Below are 17,506 nucleotides of genomic sequence, written 5' to 3' on the forward strand. Positions count from 1 at the left end.
TCTATTGAATAAAAATAGATGGATCATTTTGGGTGAACCCTAAGATCTAAGATTGACTCCTCAATGACTGCCTTTGGAAAATAACGCATTGTGCGTTCATCAATAAGAAGATTTGGCAAATACTCGCGTACTAAGTTCATTACCATTAATGCCTGATTGAGATCACGTTGTTTTTTGACGGGCTCTCGATGGATTTGATGTGAGAGCCATGCCTTATGAATAGCAAATGCTCTTGGATCTGGCACAGGCATGATCACTGCAGCCCCACTGGACGCAATGACCACTTGCTCTAATCGAGGGGCATTCGCCAGCCACTCTAAATTTGGTACTTCCATAATCGCTAGGTCGCCCTGAGCTAATAATTCGGGCTTAGGGGCTAACATTCCTTTATCTTGCCCAATCAAATCAACCATAAAACCGTCTTTGTTGATTGCCCTAAATCCTTCAGCGGTAGAAATTTCAAAAGTTTTATCCACCTTTTTAAGTAAGCCTAATAAACCCTCGCCATCTAGTTTTTTTGCTAGCAAAGACACTTGTTTGCGTACATCAAAGAGTAGGTCAATATCACCAGATGCTAATAAATCCATTTTGAGCTCTACGGCAGCCATCGACTCGTAAGCAAAGATGGCATGAGTACCAACAACTCGCAATTCAGACAGAGCTTGAGCTTGGTCAAGCCTTAGTAAAATTTCACCAATAATGCTAGGCATGCGACCTAAACGTACCGCGCGATTCAGCTTTCTTTGAGAGTCAAGCTTGACTTTAAGGCTCTGATATTTTTCTTCCGCCAACGCTTTGCCTTCTTCAAACTGTCGGAAAATTTGCTCAGTTTCAGGAGTGCGTGGCCCAAGGGATTTGCTGTTGCCTGAGGCGCTAGTGAGCCGTAGCAGGTAATCCTTACCATTCACATTCTTCCAGCGCATACCGTATTTATAGTCGCGGTGCCGCCAAAGAACTTCACGCCAGGCTCTATAGATCTGATCCGATTCCACTAAGAATAGGCGTTGCTGGTCCGATAAAGGCTTCATTTTTTACCTGTAAAAATCTATTTTTGTAATTTACAGGTAAAATTTCCCATAATCAAGAATTATTAGCTTAAAAATACGATGTGTTGTTTGGCGGTGGTGTTGAACGACAATTCAGTTAATCTTCAAGTAAATATAAAGGATTTGATATGCCATCATTTGACGTTGTTTGTGAGCCGGACATGGTTGAGCTCAAGAATGCGATTGAGCAATCGAATAAAGAAATCAGCAATCGTTTCGACTTTAAGGGTTCTGATAGCCGCGTAGAGCAAAAAGACGAAGCCTTAATTTTGTTTGGTGATGATGACTTTAAGTTAGGTCAAGTGCGTGATGTGCTCGTTGGCAAAATGGCCAAACGGAATGTGGATGTGCGTTATCTCAAAGATGACAAAACTGAAACGATCGGTGGTGATAAGCGTAAGCAAACGATGAAGATTCAAAAGGGTATTACTTCAGAGTTAGCTAAAAAAGTAGTGCGCATCATTAAAGACAGTAAGCTCAAAGTGCAAGCTAGCATTCAGGGTGATGCAGTACGCGTGACTGGTGCTAAGCGAGATGACTTACAAGAAACGATGGCTTTGCTCAAGAAAGAAGTAACCGAAGCGCCATTGGGCTTTAACAATTTCCGTGACTAATGTCGCGCCAGCAATAGCTCCAGCAAGCCAAGAGGCCATAGAGCGCTTCTGCGACGCTTGCTGGCTAGAAGACGGCCTTGCTCAAAATAGCCTAGCCGCATACCGTAGAGACTTATTGCTATTAGCGCAGTGGCTTTATAAGGAGTCTGGTGGCGATCTTTATGGCGTTACCGAAAAAGATCTCACGGCTTATATTGCTTATCGCAGAGCGGATAAAGCAACCACTGCCAATCGACGCTTAACGGTTTTCAAGCGCTTCTACCGTCACGCCCTACGCATCAATTTAGTGAAGAACGATCCTTGTATGGGATTGCGTGCTGCCAAGCAAGCGCTGCGCTTTCCAAAGACATTGAGTGAAGATCAAGTTACCGCCTTGTTAAATGCGCCAGATATTGAAACGCCATTGGGTTTGCGTGATCGCACGATGCTCGAGCTCATGTATGCCAGTGGTTTGCGCGTCTCTGAAATTGTTTCTTTAAAAACAGTAGCCCTTGGATTAAATGAAGGTGTCGTAAGAGTGGTGAATGGTAAAGGCGGTAAAGAGCGCTTAGTACCTTTTGGTGGTGAAGCAGGGCAATGGCTCAGAAAGTATCTTGCTGAGGCCCGTACCCCATTACTAGAGGGCAAAACATCAGATGCTGTTTTTGTTGGTCGTCATACGGGCGCTGGTTTAACCCGGCAGGCATTTTGGGCACTGATTAAGCGTTATGCCACAGTAGCCAATATCTCTGTAGCGCTTTCACCTCACACCCTGCGCCATGCCTTTGCGACCCATTTACTCAATCATGGGGCGGATTTAAGGGTGGTGCAGCTCCTTTTGGGGCATGCTGATATCTCTACCACCCAAATTTATACCCATGTGGCTAGAGAAAGACTCAAATCAATTCACCAGCAGCATCATCCGCGCGGCTCTTAATAAGCCCTAGACCAAGGGTTGCGGCTTGCTCAGGCTATAAGTGTTTAAGATAGCGGTATGGAATTGACCCTCGATCTATTGCTTATCCCCATTGCCTATTTAATTGGCTCCGTTTCTTTTGCGGTAGTGGTGAGCAAGTGCATGCGCTTACCCGATCCTCACTCTTATGGCTCTGGTAATCCGGGTGCCACGAATGTTCTGCGTACAGGTAACAAATTAGCAGCAGTATTGACCTTGATTGGCGATGCTCTCAAAGGTTATCTTGCTGTCATGCTCGCACGAGTATTGCTGGGTGATGAGTCACTCACATCTACTTTAAATTCTTGGTTGCTCTGTGGGGTAGTTATTGCTGTTTTCCTGGGTCACCTCTTTCCAATATTTCATGGGTTTAAAGGTGGTAAAGGTGTTGCCACTGCCTGCGGTATTTTGTTTGGTATTAATTGGATTTTAGGTTTAGCCACTCTGAGCACCTGGATTATTGTGGCAATGTTTATGCGCTACTCATCATTAGCTGCCCTAGCTGCTGCAATCTTTGGCCCCATCTATTTTGTTTTCTTGTTCGGCCTTCAGCCAATGGGTATTGCGCTACTGATAGTTTGCCTCTTATTGATTTGGCGTCACCGTAGCAATATCCAAAATTTAATGAATGGCACCGAAAGTCGTATTGGTTCTAAAAATACTCCAAACTAAAGACCCCCAAAGTAAAGACCTCAACTATGACAATTGCTTACGCCTGTGTTCTCTTTATGGGTCTTTTGCCCTATGTAGCTGCTGGTATCGCTAAAAAAGGTTTTGAGGGTTATGACAATGCCTTACCAAGACAATGGCTTGCTAAGCAAACTGGCTTTAGGGCTAGAGCGAATGCCGCACAAGCCAATCTATTTGAGTCATTGCCTCTCTTTTTTGCCGCAGTCATCATTGCTTCAATTGCCAATGCACCGCAAGCTAGAATTGATCTTCTAGCGCTAGGTTTTGTGGCTGCGCGGATTGCTTACTTGATTTGTTATGTTGCCAACTGGCCAACGACACGATCCATTGTTTGGGCTTTGGGAATCATTTGTGTAGTGAGCTTGTTTTTCCAGATTTAACAAACTAATTATTAAAAAACTGAGACACAACATTTCTTATGCCAACTAAAATACCAGCTGCAGTGAAAAAGCCGACGATCAAAAAAGCAGGCGCCACAAAAAAGAAGGCATCAACAAAGACCACACCAGCAAAAGATGACGTAGGTTTACCTTTGTCGGTAGTGATTCGCCGCCGTATTGAGGCGCAAAAAGCGCGCTTTCATGCAAATGACAATATCGCTGCTTTTATTCAACCAGGAGAGCTTGAGGGTCTGGTAGATGAAGTTGCAGAAAAGATGCAGGCCGTCTTAGAAAGTCTGGTGATCGATACTGAAAATGATCACAACACTAAAAATACCAGCCGTCGTGTCGCCAAAATGTATGTGCAGGAAGTGTTTAATGGCCGCTATGTAGAGCAACCAGCGCTGACGAAGTTCCCTAACGTGAGTCGCTTAAATGAGCTTATGATTATTGGCCCAATCACCGTACGAAGCGCCTGCTCCCACCATTTGTGCCCAATCATGGGTCGCATTTGGATTGGGGTGTTGCCAAGCAAGGAATCTGCGTTGATCGGTCTTTCTAAGTATTCACGCCTGACCGAGTGGGTCATGTGCCGCCCTCAGATTCAGGAAGAGGCTGTTGTGGAGTTGGCAGATATGCTTGAGAAAAAAATTAAGCCTATTGGTGTTGCAGTGGTAATGGATGCTGATCACTTCTGTATGCAGTGGCGTGGTGTAAAGGATCGTGATTCCAAGATGATCAATAGCGTGATGCGTGGAGCCTTTTTAAAGGACTCTAATTTGCGTCGTGAGTTCTTAGCTCTGATTGATCGTAAGTAATTTAATGAAAAAGCTTTTGATTCTTGCGTTGCTAGGGTTTGTGCTCGTAGGCTGCTCTAACACCCCTAGGCGACAAGACTATCAAGCATTCATGGATGAGGAAGTAGAGTCCCCGTTCTTTAATGTGCCCGCAGTAAATCAAAAAGACTTTGCAGACCGTACTTGGATCTTATTGGCTGAGTCAAAGACTAAGCTGTGGTTCTATGACCCCTACACGCTGACTGAAGATGAAGAAGGGGTTGTTGCCTTTGATGCATTCTTCTCGCCACGAGAGCAGAATAATCTGCAGTTATTTAATGCCACGATTGTTGGGCCTTACCGACAAAAGATAGATTGCTTTGGTAATCATCAGTGGTCAGAAACGCTATACACAAAGAACTTGGTACCCAAAGACCCCAACGCTGTTGACATCAAACCAGTCAATGGTTCTGGCTGGGTCAAAATTAAAGGACGCACAGCAATGGCCTATGTGCGAACTCGGGTATGCGGCAGAAAATTCATTGATGATCAAAATATTAATTACTTTTTATTCCAAACTAGTCCAATGTCTTTAGTACAAGCTCGCAAAGAAGTGATTCGAGATACTGCGCAATACCAAAAAGAAATGCAGTTGGCAAAAGAGGCGCAAGAAAGAGCTAAGGCCCAAAAGGGCATACCAGAACAAAAAAGCGCTGTAAGCATTATTCCCGGCGAACCGCCACCACCGGCTTCGGTAGAGGTGCCTTCGGAAAAAACTCCAGTGTTTTATGAGGTGGTCAATAACGTGGTTACCGTTATTGATGTAAAGAATGATGTCCGCCAAATGAAGCTCAGCTCCTATTTGATGGAAAAAGATTTTCCGAAGCAAGCTGACTATTTATTCACGGCAAATTGCCAAAGCAATACATACAGCTTACTTACTCAAGGTGCTGGTGAAAAATCTGGTGGAGTCAGCGTTACAAAGGAAAACATTGGTGCTAAAGATTCATTTAGTGCAGTTGCATTCAATCGTGCATGCGGTAAGCATGGCGCTTACATGAAAGTAACAAATAAAGGCGTGAGATGAAACTGTGCTTTAGTGGGTTATTAACTTATTTTGTTTTAGCTACCGCATTAGGTTTGGCTGCTTGCACTTCATTTCCATCCGAAAACCAAGACCCCGCCAAAAATAACAAGGCTACTTACAACAAAGATCTCAGGGAGTGCCAAGAGGACTATCCGGAAGTGGGTTCCGGTGTTCACTATCGGCAATGGATAGGCTGCATGAATCTCAAGGGTTGGAAGTAAACACGCTTTGCGAGAGTGCAAAGTTTTCTGAGAATAATTCTCATCTATATTTCTATATAAATCATTGACTTACGTGGTAGCTAGCAGCATTAAATCTTCTCCACTATGATCAGCTCTAGTTTTAAAAGGTCTTCTTATTTGAGAATGCGCTTTTAAATTATTCGCTGTTTTACTTTTTGGAGAACCCATGAAAAATAGTCGTCGCCAATTTATGATTTTGTCTGCTGCTGGTGCCTGCACTTTGGCATTGAACGGTAAAGTTCAAGCTCAAGCAATGGTTGCTGAAACTGATCCACAAGCTGCTGCATTGGGTTACAAGGCTGATGCTTCTAAGGTAGACAAAGCGAAGTTCCCTAAATATGCCGCCGGTCAAAAGTGTGACAACTGTGCTCTCTATCAAGGTAAGCCTGGTTCTGCTGCCGGCGGCTGTTCATTATTTGCTGGTAAGCAAGTTGCTGGTCCAGGTTGGTGTTCTGCTTACGCTAAAAAGGCCTAACTTAAAGACACAAGCTTCGACTTGCATCGGACAAAATAGACTGCTTAGGCAGTCTATTTTATTTTTCAGGCATGAGTTTTTTAGAGGCTTATGATTGTGAGTGTCGCTCAAAAAAAGTCAAAAAATACTTCGGTATCCAGATCATTTCTCATTTCTCATTTTGAAGTTTGCATGAAACATTCCTTTAAATACCTTGTGAAGCATTACTCCTTTTATTTGGGTGGCGATCAGCCGCTAGTTAATTGGTTGGAGCGATTGCGTTCAGTGCTGGGAGCTTTTATAGGCCTTGGTCTAGTACTCACCATTGCAAAATTTTTAGGTGAGCTCAATGCCATTGATGAGTGGTTGATGGCATCTTTAGGGGCGAGTGCTTTACTGGTCTTTGCTTTACCAGGCAGTCCGATGGCGCAACCTTGGGCTGTGATTGCAGGCAATACTTTGTCTGCTTTAGTGGGAATTACCTGTGCGCATTGGGTTTCATCACCCTTGTTGGCCCTCCCGCTGGCCGCATCCTTATCGATTTTGGGTATGTTTATTTTGCGCTGTTTACATCCGCCGGCAGCTGCGGTCGCGATGATTGCGGTACTAGGGCATGTGCTGCATTACCGTTATGCCTTCTTCCCTGTGCTGATTGATTCGGTGCTGCTGGTTGTGGCTGGGGCAATCTACAGCAATTTGACTGGTAAAACCTACCCCAATAAGCCCACTAAGTAGGCCTAAAGAATCCAAAAAGACTTAATTGTCTTTAAATATAAATTAATTAGGCCTATTTTTCTTTATCTGCTGCTAATTATCAATAAATATAGCTTATTTGGCTTTGGTTGCTGCGATTGAAGCGATGCAGTCTTTAATGCCGTAATTGTGATATTTGCCCGCATTTTCCCTTTTAAGCGATTGGGCGCACTCAATGACGGAATTGCGAACATTGATTTTTGGGGTATTTGCTGCTGTCATGCTGTCTCCTCAGATTGGTAGGGTTGAAGTAATTGTGGATATGCTTCCTGAAGCTTTAAATAGCTTTCTTGTAAAAGTGAATTATAAAAATCTTTATGCCAGACTTCAAAGCCATGAAGCCCCATGGGTAATACCCCAGTTTGCTCCATCCAGTAGGCTGGCTCCATTTCGAGAGCAAACTTGGCGGCGATCAGGGGTGGGCAAGCCTTAAAAGAAGGGTCAATTGAGCCCCAATAGCCAAAAAAAGCATCTTCCATGAAGAAAGCTTTACTGATGTGACCCTCTTTACGGGCCAATAAATCCAGGGTTTTGGCGATATTGCGCAGAGACAGTCCGCCATTTCCGACGTAAAAGCGCTTGGTATTGACCTGAATAGGCCAGCGATTGCATAAAAATCGATATTGCGGAAAGCCCTTGATCCACGGGGCTCCAAAGTAGTCATAACCCTCATCGCAGAACTCTGTAATTTGGTTGCTGAGCAAGAAAGTGTCTAGTTGGGCTATGAGTAAATAGTCATATTGATTGGCAAATGGGGCATAAAAAGCGGGACTAATCACCAAGTCGTTATAGCTTTGGATGCTGACAAAGTGCTCGAGTGCATAACGCTGGACTTGAAGTTCTGGCCATAAGCCTAGGTACTCGCTCAGATCCAAGCCTTCTGGGCAAGCCAGTGTCACGTTCTCAACCCCCAAAAGGCGCAATTGCAACAGGGAGCGGGCCTCAGATAGCGAAAGATCCGGTTTATAAATCGGCACCGTAGTGACATAGCGCTGGGAGGAGGGGGTGGACATGTTTAAAGGGTGTAAAAACGCTTAAATTCGGTCAGCCAGGTAGGCTTTGGGCCTTACAATGGCAGTTATTTTGTTAAAAAACATAATCAGTGAGTGATATTACGCCAGCCTCTTCATCGTCTCAGATAATTCCCGTTATTTTGTGTGGCGGTTCTGGCACTCGTCTTTGGCCTTTGTCTAGAGCGGGCTTTCCTAAGCAGTTTTTGGTTCTATCTGGCGATGGCTCAAATCAAAGTCTTTTTCAGCAAGCAATTAGCCGTATCCATTCAGTTGGTAGCAAGAATGTCACTCTGGGCAAAACCGTCATTGTCACCAATGAGGAACACCGTTTTTTAGCACTCGATCAATTGCGTGAACTCAAGAGTAAACATGCAGCACTTTCAGCCGCCTTGCTCTTAGAGCCCGCTGGAAGAAACACCGCACCAGCTTTAACCTTAGCTGCTTTGTATGCGCAAGATCAGTCATCCAGTATGGGGGACGCTTCTTCTGATCCTATTTTGGTTGTTACTCCTGCAGATCAAACCGTAACTAACCCAGCTGCATTCACTCAAGCTTTGGCGAAAAGTATCGAGATTGCGCAAACTGGTGCAATTGCTATTCTGGGTATTACGCCTAATGCACCTGAAACGGGTTATGGCTACATCAAAGTACAAAGTCGGGCTGATGCTGAAAATGGATATACGGTTGAGCGCTTTGTAGAAAAGCCGAATGAAGCTACTGCAAAGCAATACCTAGCAGAGGGTGGTTATTTTTGGAATGGCGGTATGTTCGTTCTTAAGGCCAGTGTTTGGTTGGCTGCCCTCAAAGAGTATCGCCCTGATATTTTGGCTGCGACCCAAAGTGCTTGGCAAGCTAAGGCTACAGATGCCGCTGGTGAAGCGGAATTTATTCGCCCTGAAAAAGAATTATTTAAAGCGATTCCAAGTGAATCTATTGACTATGCAGTCATTGAAAAATGCTCCGGATCTCATTACCCCATCAAGATGGTTGAGTTAGATGCGGGCTGGAATGATCTTGGTGCATGGGATGCAGTTTGGCAGGTAGGTAAGCAAGATACACAAGGTAACGTTACTACTGGCGATACCTTAGTGAGTAATTCGAAGAATTCGTTAATCCACGCAAGCAGTCGTTTGGTGAGCGCTGTTGGTGTTGAGAATCTGATCATTGTTGAAACTGCAGATGCAGTCTTGGTTGCCGATCGAAAGAATAGTCAAGACGTTAAAAATATTGTGGGGCAACTCGAAGCGCAAAAGCGTGAAGAGAAAAACCTGCATCGCAAAGTCTCCCGCCCATGGGGTTGGTATGACAGTGTGGATGAGGGTGAGCGCTTTAAGGTCAAGCGCATTCAAGTTAAACCTGGCGCTAGCTTATCTTTGCAAATGCATCATCATCGTGCCGAGCATTGGATTGTGGTGAAGGGCACTGCCGAGATTACCAATGGCGATCAAGTCATTTTGCTAAGCGAAAATCAAAGTACGTATATCCCGCAAGGACAAACTCACCGCCTGGCTAATCCCGGTAAAACCCCTCTAGAAATTATTGAAGTGCAATCGGGTAGTTATTTAGGTGAAGACGATATCATCCGCTTTGAAGATACCTACGGTAGAAGTTAGTTTAATCATCAACATTTAGTCAATATTTACTAAGCATAGAAGAGTCAATTATGAGCAATAAAAAAGTCGCCTTAATCACTGGTATCACTGGCCAAGATGGTTCTTATTTAGCCGAGTTCTTATTAGAAAAAGGCTATATCGTTCATGGCATCAAGCGCCGCGCCTCTTCTTTCAATACTGAGCGTATTGACCATATTTACCAAGATCCCCATATTAATCACCCAGACTTGATTCTCCATTACGGTGATTTGACTGACACCAGTAACTTAGTGCGCATTATTAAAGAATGCCAACCTGATGAGATTTATAACTTGGGCGCGCAATCACACGTAGCCGTTTCATTTGAGTCTCCAGAGTACACCGCCGATGTCGATGCGATGGGTCCTTTGCGCATGCTCGAGGCAATCCGTATTTTGGGTTTAGAAAAGAAAACCCGTTTCTATCAAGCGTCTACCTCTGAGTTGTATGGCCTAGTGCAAGAGATTCCACAAAAAGAAACCACGCCGTTTTATCCGCGCAGCCCATACGCAGTAGCTAAGATGTACGCCTACTGGATTACTGTGAACTATCGTGAAGCCTATGGTATTTATGCTTGTAACGGTATTTTGTTTAACCACGAATCTAAGCGCCGTGGCGAGACCTTTGTGACTCGAAAGGTGACTCGTGGCTTAGCCAATATCGCTCAAGGCCTTGAGAAATGTCTGTACATGGGTAATATCGATGCCCTACGTGACTGGGGTCATGCTAAAGATTACGTGCGTATGCAGTGGTTAATGTTGCAACAAGATCAACCAGAAGATTTTGTGATTGCGACGGGCGTGCAGTTTACTGTTCGAGAATTCATCATCCGCAGTGCCAAACAACTAGGAATTACCTTAAAATTTGAAGGTAGCGCCGAGATTGAGAAAGCCATTGTGGCCTCTATTGAAGGTGATAAAGCGCCAGCACTCAAGGTAGGTGATGTAGTTGTGCAGATCGATCCACGCTACTACCGTCCAACTGAAGTGGAAACACTCTTGGGTGATCCTACTAAAGCCAAAACAAAACTCGGCTGGGTTCCAGAAATCACTCTCGATCAAATGATCGTAGAAATGGTTGCTAATGATCTAGACCAAGCTAAGCAACATGCTTTGTTGCAAAAGCATGGCTACTCAGTAGCGGTAGGTAAAGAAAACTAAAAAGAAGACTCAACAAAAGAAGATCAATACGTGCCAACAGATTTAAATCAAAAGATATATGTAGCTGGTCATCGCGGTATGGTGGGCTCTGCTATTGTGCGCAACCTGCAGGCCAACGGTTATAAAAATATCATTACTCGCACTCATGCTGAATTAGATCTCACTAATCAGCAGGCAGTAAAAACGTTTTTTGAAACAGAAAAGCCAGATCAGGTCTATTTGGCTGCAGCTAAAGTTGGCGGTATTTATGCGAACAATACTTTTCCGGCTGAGTTTATTTATGACAATTTGATGGTGCAAAATAATGTGATCCATCAAGCTTTTGTCAATGGCGTAAAAAAGCTTCTGTTCTTGGGTTCAAGCTGCATCTACCCACGATTAGCGCCACAACCGATGAGTGAAGACGCTTTGTTAACAGGGAAGTTAGAGCCAACTAATGAGCCATACGCAATTGCCAAAATTGCGGGCATCAAGATGTGTGAAAGCTATAACCGTCAGTATGGCCAATCTCATGGCGTAGATTACCGTTCAGTAATGCCTACCAATCTATATGGACCAGGTGATAACTATCATCCAGAAAATAGTCACGTTATTCCTGCATTAATTAGAAGATTTCATGAGGCAAAAGTAGCGAATGCCCCTGAGGTGTTGATTTGGGGTACGGGCACACCTAAGCGTGAGTTCTTGTATGTGGATGATATGGCCGCTGCTTCTGTCTTTGTGATGCAGCTAGACAAAGAGGCTTATGACGCGCAAACCGAACCTATGCAAAGCCATATTAATGTGGGTTACGGTGATGACATCTCTATTTCACAATTGGCGCATGAAGTGGCAAAAGCAACAGGTTACCAAGGCAAGATCGGGTTTGATACCTCTAAGCCAGATGGCTCTCCTCGCAAGTTAATGGACTCTGGCAGATTAAATCGCTTGGGTTGGGATCCTAAAGTTTCTTTGGAAGAAGGTCTCAAAGTTGCCTATGCAGAATTTTTGAGAGATGGCGCTCGAGGGTAGTATTTACTTGATCATATTGGAGGGCTTGTTGATGATCGCCGTTCCGTTTGCATTTAATGAGTTCAATAGTTAGGCCCCAATTAGAGCAATGCAAACCTTAGTAGATACTCAGTCTTCCCCGACCAATCAACGTCTACTCAGTCGCTTGGGCTTGGCTTTGATTTTGATCAGCAGTGTTCTGCTGGGAATTTGGGCGGTAAAAGATACGATTGCGCTGCGCAATATCTTGCTGGTTTCTGGAACAATTGTTTCGATTATTTTTCTATATCAATATTTGAAATCAGTCAGCGTTAGGGCTATTGGCACCTATTGGCTGCCGGTAATTTGTATCTTTATTTCTCTGATTTGGGTAGTACTGCATTATTGTTATTTCTCAATTCAACCCGAGGTGCAGCTAAAAGAGTTGCAATCTATTTGGCTCAGATCTGCCTTAGCTAGCGTTTTAGGAATCGCTACTGGAATAGCATTGATCTCACGGCCTAGATATATTGGCTTGTTCTGGACTGCCATTTTGATCAGTTTTTTTGTGCTCTTTGCACAGTACCTCCCTTTGGCAATTAAATCTGGAAACTTAGTGGTTCCGCTGGACTACCTAGACTTTAGGCGCTATTTATTTATTGGGAAAATTAACCCAATGTATCTAGGCGTTTTATTGATTGCTGGATCAACTGGGTTGCTGCTTGATGCTATCCGAACAAATGACAGGTTATGGCTTAAAAGGATAGCCATTTTTTGGTTGCTATGTTTATTAACGGCAATGTATTCCTTTGCTTTTATTGTTAATACCCGCTCGGGAATATTACTTGGAAGCTTGATCATCATTGCTTGGAGTTTTTTGGGCCTGTTAACCCTCTTTGGTAAAAAGGGTGGCAAAGATGCCCTGAAATCTTCTGGCGCCAAAAAGTTTATATATGTTCTAGTGTTCGCTTTAGGTGTTGTCGGAATTTTTGGGTACAAGCAAATTCAGCGTGACTCTGGTTGGCACCAAATTATTGAAGATATTGAGATTGGCTATCAGGTAGAAAAGTATCCTCATTGGCAAAATGTAGATACCTACGGATTTCCGAAAACAGAAAGTGGAAAAGTAGTTACCTACAACACATATGAACGGGTAGCCTGGGCAACGGCAGGCATTAAATCCGTTCCATATCATCCATATGGTGTGGGTGTTCTCATTCTGCCTTTAGGTTTGGCTGCCAAAGATTTATTTCCCGGAGTTTCTCCGCTATCAACCCACAGTGGGTGGGTTGATTTGACGCTGGCATTTGGTTTGCCCTTTATTGCTCTGATGTGGGTGGCAAATTTGAGTATTGTCTATCTTGCTGTTAGACAGAAGTCGCCCCTGAAATACACAATCCTCACTTTATCGATCATTCTTTTTGCTCTTTTTTTAGTGGGGGAGCTCAGCAATGGCCATAATCTGGAGATGCTGTTTTATTTCTTTGCACTGATGTCTGGTCTACTGATTGCACAAGCGGCAAAGCTTAATAGCCTTACCCCATCAGCCCCCATAGAAAATCAATAATGGGTTTGGTAAGCGAACCTATCTGGCTTAAATTGCTACCCGCGAGCATTCGAAAGTTGCTAGAGGGAAAAGAGGGATTGCATGCCGCCATTCATAATAGCGGCTGGATCTTTTTCGACAAAATATTGCGAGCATTACTAGGTGTTTTAGTCGGCGCTTGGGTTGCTCGCTATTTAGGGCCTACTCAATTTGGCGAACTTGCTTACTGCATTGCATTCATTGCCATCTTTCAGTCACTCACCAACCTAGGTCTAGATGGCATTGTCGTCCGTGAAATTGCCAATTATCCTGAACGAGCAAATATTGTCTTAGGCACGACCTTTCAGTTGCGATTATTTACTGGGTTGATTTCTTGGGCTCTAGCCTTAATCGTATATGGAATTACTAATAGCTTTGAAAACCAAGGCATTTTGATTGTTGCGTTAGTTGGTGCTGGAATGATTTTCCAGGTTGCAGATACAGTCGATCTGTGGTTTCAGGGCAATAGTCAAAGCAAAAGAACGGTTATGGCTAAAGTTGCAGCCTACCTATTGTCCAATACCATCCGAGTGGCGTTGATATTGATGGAGGCGCCATTAATTGCTTTTGCAGCCATTATTGCAATCGAAAGTGCATTAACTGCATTTGCACTACGCCTTTCTTACAAACAGTTTCCTTCCAAAAGGGTCTGGAGAAAACATTTACCAGAAGCAAAAAAGCTCCTACAAGAATCTTGGCCATACTTAATCTCAGGTTTATCCATTATGTTGTATATGCGAATTGATCAGATCATGATTAAGAGCATGTTAGGTGAACATGAGCTGGGAATTTTTTCCGCTATCATTCCGATCTCTAATCTCTGGAATATGATCCCAGCAGCTCTTTGCGTAAGCCTTGCTCCACTGATGGCTAGAAAAAAATTAGTGGGATCTGAAGCTCTAAATGATTCTCTTATAAAGATGTTCAGGTTTTTTTGGCTACTTGGTTTTATAGTCGTGGTCTTTACTTTAATGCTTTCAAAGTTTGTTGTTGAGACGATGTACGGCCAGGCTTATATCGAATCTATCTCTGTCCTTAATATTTATGTCTTTACTTGTATTCCAATAGCAATGGGTTTAGGTCAAGGGTTGTGGCTTTTGAATGAGCGCAAATCCTATTTATCTCCTCTTCAGACCATCACTGGTGCAGTTGTATCGGTAGCCACCAACTTGGTATTTATTCCACTTTGGGGTGTTGAGGGGGCTGCTATTGCCGCTGTGCTTTCTCAAGTAAGCTCCTGTTTCTTGGTGAATAGTATTTTTGCAAGGAATTTATTCGTAATGCAAATGGGTTTTCGCCCAAAAATGATTGAATAATTAATATGCGTAGCCCTATTCTATTTTTAGTTTTTAATCGGCCAGAGGTAACGCAGCGAGTGTTTGATGCTATTCGAGCAGCGCAGCCCCCGAAACTTTACATTGCATCAGATGGCCCACGAAAAGATAAGGCAGGGGAAGCGGAGCGTTGTTCAGCTGTACAGGAGATTGTTTCTCGGGTAGATTGGCCCTGCAAAGTCAGTAAGTTAATTCGACAAGAGAATTTGGGCTGCAAAATGGCTGTCTCAAGTGCAATTGATTGGTTTTTCTCATGTGAGTCTGAAGGAATCATCCTTGAAGATGATTGCTTGCCCGACCCTTCATTTTTTCAGTTCTGCGATGAGCTACTAGAAAAATATCGAGATGATGGCAGGGTCGGAATGATATCCGGAGATAACTTCCAACATGGAATTAGGCGTGGAGATGGGGATTATTATTTCAGTTGCTTTTGTCATATTTGGGGGTGGGCTACTTGGGCAAGAGCTTGGAAAAAATATGATGTCAAACTAACTCGGTGGCCAAACTTAAAAGCTATTGGTTGGTTAGACTCATTGGGGTTTGAAGGGGCGGAAAAGGCCTTTTGGATAAAAGCTTTTGATAGGGTTCACTCCAATCAACAGGACACTTGGGATTACCAATGGATCATGACATGCTGGGCATCTAATATGCTGTCGGCAATGCCAAATGTCAACTTGATTAGCAATATTGGTTTTGGCGATCAAGCCACCCACACCGCTGGTAAAAGTATTTATTCAGATATGAAGACTGGAAAACTAGAGTTTCCCTTAACCCATCCCTCTTTATTGGAGGTTAATAAAGAGGCGGACCATTACTCATCAAAACGTCTATTTACCAAATCAATTATTCGACGCGGAATTCGTAAGCTTCAGGGACTTCTGGGTTTTAAAGCTTAGGCAGCTTGGCGCTCATGGACATAGCACCGCAAGGACCCATAAAACACGATTTCAATTTGGAAGAAATGCTTGGCTAGGCTATAAAAGTCATTTTTTGTGCTTTATAAGGTCCAAAAGCGAGTAGTAAATAAAGGACGTGTTTGTTGTGAGATAGCGTTTCCAGAGTCGTCTTGGCTCAGATAGTAGGCGGTAAAGCCACTCTAGCCCTAAGCTTTGAATAAGCGCTGGAGGACGCTTTTTTGTGCCCGCATGAAAATCAAATGCTGCACCAACTCCAATTGCAATGGGTCGAAGGTATGGGGCATGCGTTGCACACCAATACTCTTGTTTCGGGCAGCCTAGACCTACAAATAGAATATTTGCACCAGAATTATTAATCTTCCTTATTAATTCTTCATCAATGGTTGGCCTTTCAGGTAATGCGGCTGGAGCATGCATGCCGGCAATTCGTAAGCCAGGAAATAAGTTCAAAAGTTTCTCGGAAAGCAGGCTTAACGTACTAGAGTTTCCGCCTAGCAGGTAGATGGATCCATCATGCAATGAAGCTTGCTCGCATAACTCCAGCATTAGATCTGGGCCGCAAACACGCTCAGCATTCTTAAACCCTTTTAGCCTTTGAGTCCAAACCAAAGGCATTCCATCGGGAACAACTAGTGATGCGTTATTAAGCACTTCCTTAAAATCGCTCGTTTGTCTTGCTAGGGTCAGCATATGCGCATTAGCAACACATACATAAGAATGCGCCATAGGGCTTTTGCTGATGTTAAAAATGGCGCGGCTTAAATTGCTCATATTGCCAATATCAACATTTAGACCTATTACCGGTGCGGTTTGACGGTTTGGGGTGTAGGAGTCGGACATCATGTTATTGATTAAGCTAGGTTATTAAGTGTACACGCCGTTATTTATCCGCCCAAATGTCTATAAATTCGGTTCAAAATATGCAGATATTGTTTGAATGAGGTTTTTTGTGGGCGCTTTTATGAAGAGATCCACGTAGAAAGTAAAATACTAGAAAGCGCCGCTATATTTACAGCGTTAATCCTAGCGAACAAGGTGGACCTATTGGCTCATAAGAAAAAATCAGATAGCAATTTTTTAGTGGCAGGCGTAGTCCGAAATTGCGCAAATCACGTCAAAAGTGACGTGAAAAAAATTCAAGATGCGTTGGCAGGTGTTCACAATGTTAGTTGGCTATTGGTTGAGTCTGATAGTGATGATCAGACGGTAGATGTATTAAAGGGTCTGAAAAATGAAATAACCAATTTCGATTTTATGACCGTAGGTACTTTGCGCGATCAGATGCCTATAAGAACCGATCGGCTTGCATATTGTCGCAATACTTTTTTAGAGGCGATTCGGTCGCAAGAGAAGTATCGCAATATTGACTATGTCCTAGTCTCGGATTTTGATGGAATGAATACGCACCTTACACCTGCTTCAATTGATAGCTGCTGGGAGCGTGATGACTGGGACGTTTGTACTGCCAATCAAGACGGACCTTATTACGATGTGTGGACCATTAGGCATCCATTTTGGTCGCCTAATGATTGTTACGAGCAATATCGTTATATGTTGAGCTTAAAGGTAAGAGCTTTTGTTGCCTACTATGACGCAGTTTACTCTCGGATGATTACAATCCCTAAAAATGCAGAATGGATTGAGGTGGATGCAGCCTTTGGCGGCCTTGCGATTTATAAAAGAGAGGCGATTATTTCTTCAAGATATGCTGGCATTACGGAGGCTGGTGTAGAAATTTGCGAGCATGTTGTATTGAGCGAGGGTATTAAAAAAGCAGGTTTTAGTATTTTTCTTAATCCACGTCTTATTAATACACGTCGTTCAGAGCATATTAATAAGGCATTGCAAAATATTGCAGCGCTTTTTTTATTTGGCAAAAATGGACCAGACCGTCTAAAAAAATTAATACGGCGCTAATGTA

20 protein-coding genes are annotated in these 17,506 nt (G+C 43.5%); 16 read left to right on the forward strand and 4 right to left on the reverse strand.

Going from position 1 to position 17,506, the window contains the following annotated elements:
* Positions 1 to 23: 23 nt before the first annotated feature.
* Positions 24 to 1,028, reverse strand: coding sequence for a GSU2403 family nucleotidyltransferase fold protein (locus JaK3_RS03040; RefSeq protein ID WP_068320543.1), 1,005 nt, complete (start codon positions 1,026 to 1,028; stop codon positions 24 to 26).
* Between the two features lie 146 nt (positions 1,029 to 1,174).
* Between JaK3_RS03040 and JaK3_RS03045 the strand changes: the two genes are divergently transcribed.
* The 9 genes from JaK3_RS03045 (at position 1,175) to JaK3_RS03085 (ending at position 6,958) form a co-directional block, all read left to right on the forward strand.
* A complete protein-coding gene (locus tag JaK3_RS03045) occupies positions 1,175 to 1,660 on the forward strand; it encodes a YajQ family cyclic di-GMP-binding protein (RefSeq protein WP_068320545.1) in 486 nt (161 codons plus the stop codon).
* On the forward strand, positions 1,653 to 2,576 hold the full coding sequence (gene xerD / locus JaK3_RS03050; protein WP_068320547.1) for a site-specific tyrosine recombinase XerD: 924 nt from the start codon (positions 1,653 to 1,655) through the stop codon (positions 2,574 to 2,576). Before JaK3_RS03045 ends, xerD begins: the two co-directional genes overlap by 8 nt.
* A gap of 57 nt (positions 2,577 to 2,633) precedes the next feature.
* Positions 2,634 to 3,266, forward strand: coding sequence for a glycerol-3-phosphate 1-O-acyltransferase PlsY (plsY, locus tag JaK3_RS03055; protein WP_068320549.1), 633 nt, complete (start codon positions 2,634 to 2,636; stop codon positions 3,264 to 3,266).
* A 26-nt stretch (positions 3,267 to 3,292) separates the two neighbouring features.
* A complete protein-coding gene (locus tag JaK3_RS03060) occupies positions 3,293 to 3,664 on the forward strand; it encodes an MAPEG family protein (protein ID WP_068320551.1) in 372 nt (123 codons plus the stop codon).
* Positions 3,665 to 3,702: 38 nt separating this feature from the next.
* The gene (gene folE / locus JaK3_RS03065; protein WP_150114185.1) at positions 3,703 to 4,482 is read left to right on the forward strand and encodes a GTP cyclohydrolase I; all 780 of its coding nucleotides are present in this window, start codon (positions 3,703 to 3,705) and stop codon (positions 4,480 to 4,482) included.
* Positions 4,483 to 4,486: 4 nt separating this feature from the next.
* Positions 4,487 to 5,527: a hypothetical protein gene (locus JaK3_RS03070; protein WP_068320553.1), complete on the forward strand. Its 1,041-nt coding sequence runs from the start codon at positions 4,487 to 4,489 to the stop codon at positions 5,525 to 5,527.
* Positions 5,524 to 5,748: a hypothetical protein gene (locus JaK3_RS03075; protein WP_068320555.1), complete on the forward strand. Its 225-nt coding sequence runs from the start codon at positions 5,524 to 5,526 to the stop codon at positions 5,746 to 5,748. Before JaK3_RS03070 ends, JaK3_RS03075 begins: the two co-directional genes overlap by 4 nt.
* A 187-nt stretch (positions 5,749 to 5,935) precedes the next feature.
* Positions 5,936 to 6,244, forward strand: a complete 309-nt coding sequence (locus JaK3_RS03080) for a high-potential iron-sulfur protein (protein ID WP_068320557.1) — start codon at positions 5,936 to 5,938, stop codon at positions 6,242 to 6,244.
* Between the two features lie 171 nt (positions 6,245 to 6,415).
* Complete coding sequence (locus JaK3_RS03085; RefSeq protein WP_068320718.1) at positions 6,416 to 6,958, forward strand: HPP family protein; 543 nt, start codon at positions 6,416 to 6,418, stop codon at positions 6,956 to 6,958.
* A gap of 93 nt (positions 6,959 to 7,051) precedes the next feature.
* Here the strand turns inward: JaK3_RS03085 and JaK3_RS10660 are convergent, their stop codons facing one another.
* Positions 7,052 to 7,198: a hypothetical protein gene (locus JaK3_RS10660; protein WP_161484695.1), complete on the reverse strand. Its 147-nt coding sequence runs from the start codon at positions 7,196 to 7,198 to the stop codon at positions 7,052 to 7,054.
* Positions 7,195 to 7,989 carry a DUF5672 family protein gene (locus JaK3_RS03090; RefSeq protein ID WP_068320558.1) on the reverse strand — a complete coding sequence of 265 codons (795 nt, stop codon included), beginning with the start codon at positions 7,987 to 7,989 and terminating at the stop codon, positions 7,195 to 7,197. The genes JaK3_RS10660 and JaK3_RS03090 overlap by 4 nt, the downstream gene beginning before the upstream one ends.
* 89 nt (positions 7,990 to 8,078) lie before the next feature.
* On the opposite strand from JaK3_RS03090, the gene JaK3_RS03095 reads away from it, so the two are divergent.
* The 6 genes from JaK3_RS03095 (at position 8,079) to JaK3_RS03120 (ending at position 15,564) form a co-directional block, all read left to right on the forward strand.
* Complete coding sequence (locus JaK3_RS03095) at positions 8,079 to 9,602, forward strand: mannose-1-phosphate guanylyltransferase/mannose-6-phosphate isomerase (RefSeq protein ID WP_068320560.1); 1,524 nt, start codon at positions 8,079 to 8,081, stop codon at positions 9,600 to 9,602.
* Positions 9,603 to 9,652: 50 nt separating this feature from the next.
* A complete protein-coding gene (gmd, locus tag JaK3_RS03100; protein WP_068320562.1) occupies positions 9,653 to 10,780 on the forward strand; it encodes a GDP-mannose 4,6-dehydratase in 1,128 nt (375 codons plus the stop codon).
* 30 nt (positions 10,781 to 10,810) lie between these two features.
* Positions 10,811 to 11,791: a GDP-L-fucose synthase gene (fcl, locus tag JaK3_RS03105; protein ID WP_150114186.1), complete on the forward strand. Its 981-nt coding sequence runs from the start codon at positions 10,811 to 10,813 to the stop codon at positions 11,789 to 11,791.
* A gap of 88 nt (positions 11,792 to 11,879) precedes the next feature.
* Positions 11,880 to 13,316, forward strand: a complete 1,437-nt coding sequence (locus tag JaK3_RS03110; protein WP_068320564.1) for a hypothetical protein — start codon at positions 11,880 to 11,882, stop codon at positions 13,314 to 13,316.
* Positions 13,316 to 14,650 carry a flippase gene (locus tag JaK3_RS03115; protein WP_068320566.1) on the forward strand — a complete coding sequence of 445 codons (1,335 nt, stop codon included), beginning with the start codon at positions 13,316 to 13,318 and terminating at the stop codon, positions 14,648 to 14,650. Before JaK3_RS03110 ends, JaK3_RS03115 begins: the two co-directional genes overlap by 1 nt.
* A 59-nt stretch (positions 14,651 to 14,709) precedes the next feature.
* Positions 14,710 to 15,564 carry a glycosyltransferase family 2 protein gene (locus JaK3_RS03120; protein ID WP_240480861.1) on the forward strand — a complete coding sequence of 285 codons (855 nt, stop codon included), beginning with the start codon at positions 14,710 to 14,712 and terminating at the stop codon, positions 15,562 to 15,564.
* Positions 15,565 to 15,651: 87 nt separating this feature from the next.
* Here JaK3_RS03120 and JaK3_RS03125 read toward each other — a convergent pair whose 3' ends face one another.
* Entirely contained in the window at positions 15,652 to 16,428 is a 777-nt protein-coding gene (locus JaK3_RS03125) for a WecB/TagA/CpsF family glycosyltransferase (RefSeq protein WP_082786350.1), read from the reverse strand.
* A gap of 282 nt (positions 16,429 to 16,710) precedes the next feature.
* Between JaK3_RS03125 and JaK3_RS03130 the strand changes: the two genes are divergently transcribed.
* Complete coding sequence (locus JaK3_RS03130; protein WP_150114187.1) at positions 16,711 to 17,502, forward strand: hypothetical protein; 792 nt, start codon at positions 16,711 to 16,713, stop codon at positions 17,500 to 17,502.
* The last annotated feature ends 4 nt before the right edge of the window (positions 17,503 to 17,506 follow it).

Origin of the sequence: Polynucleobacter yangtzensis, from assembly GCF_001595965.1 — a bacterium.
Lineage (GTDB): Bacteria > Pseudomonadota > Gammaproteobacteria > Burkholderiales > Burkholderiaceae > Polynucleobacter > Polynucleobacter yangtzensis.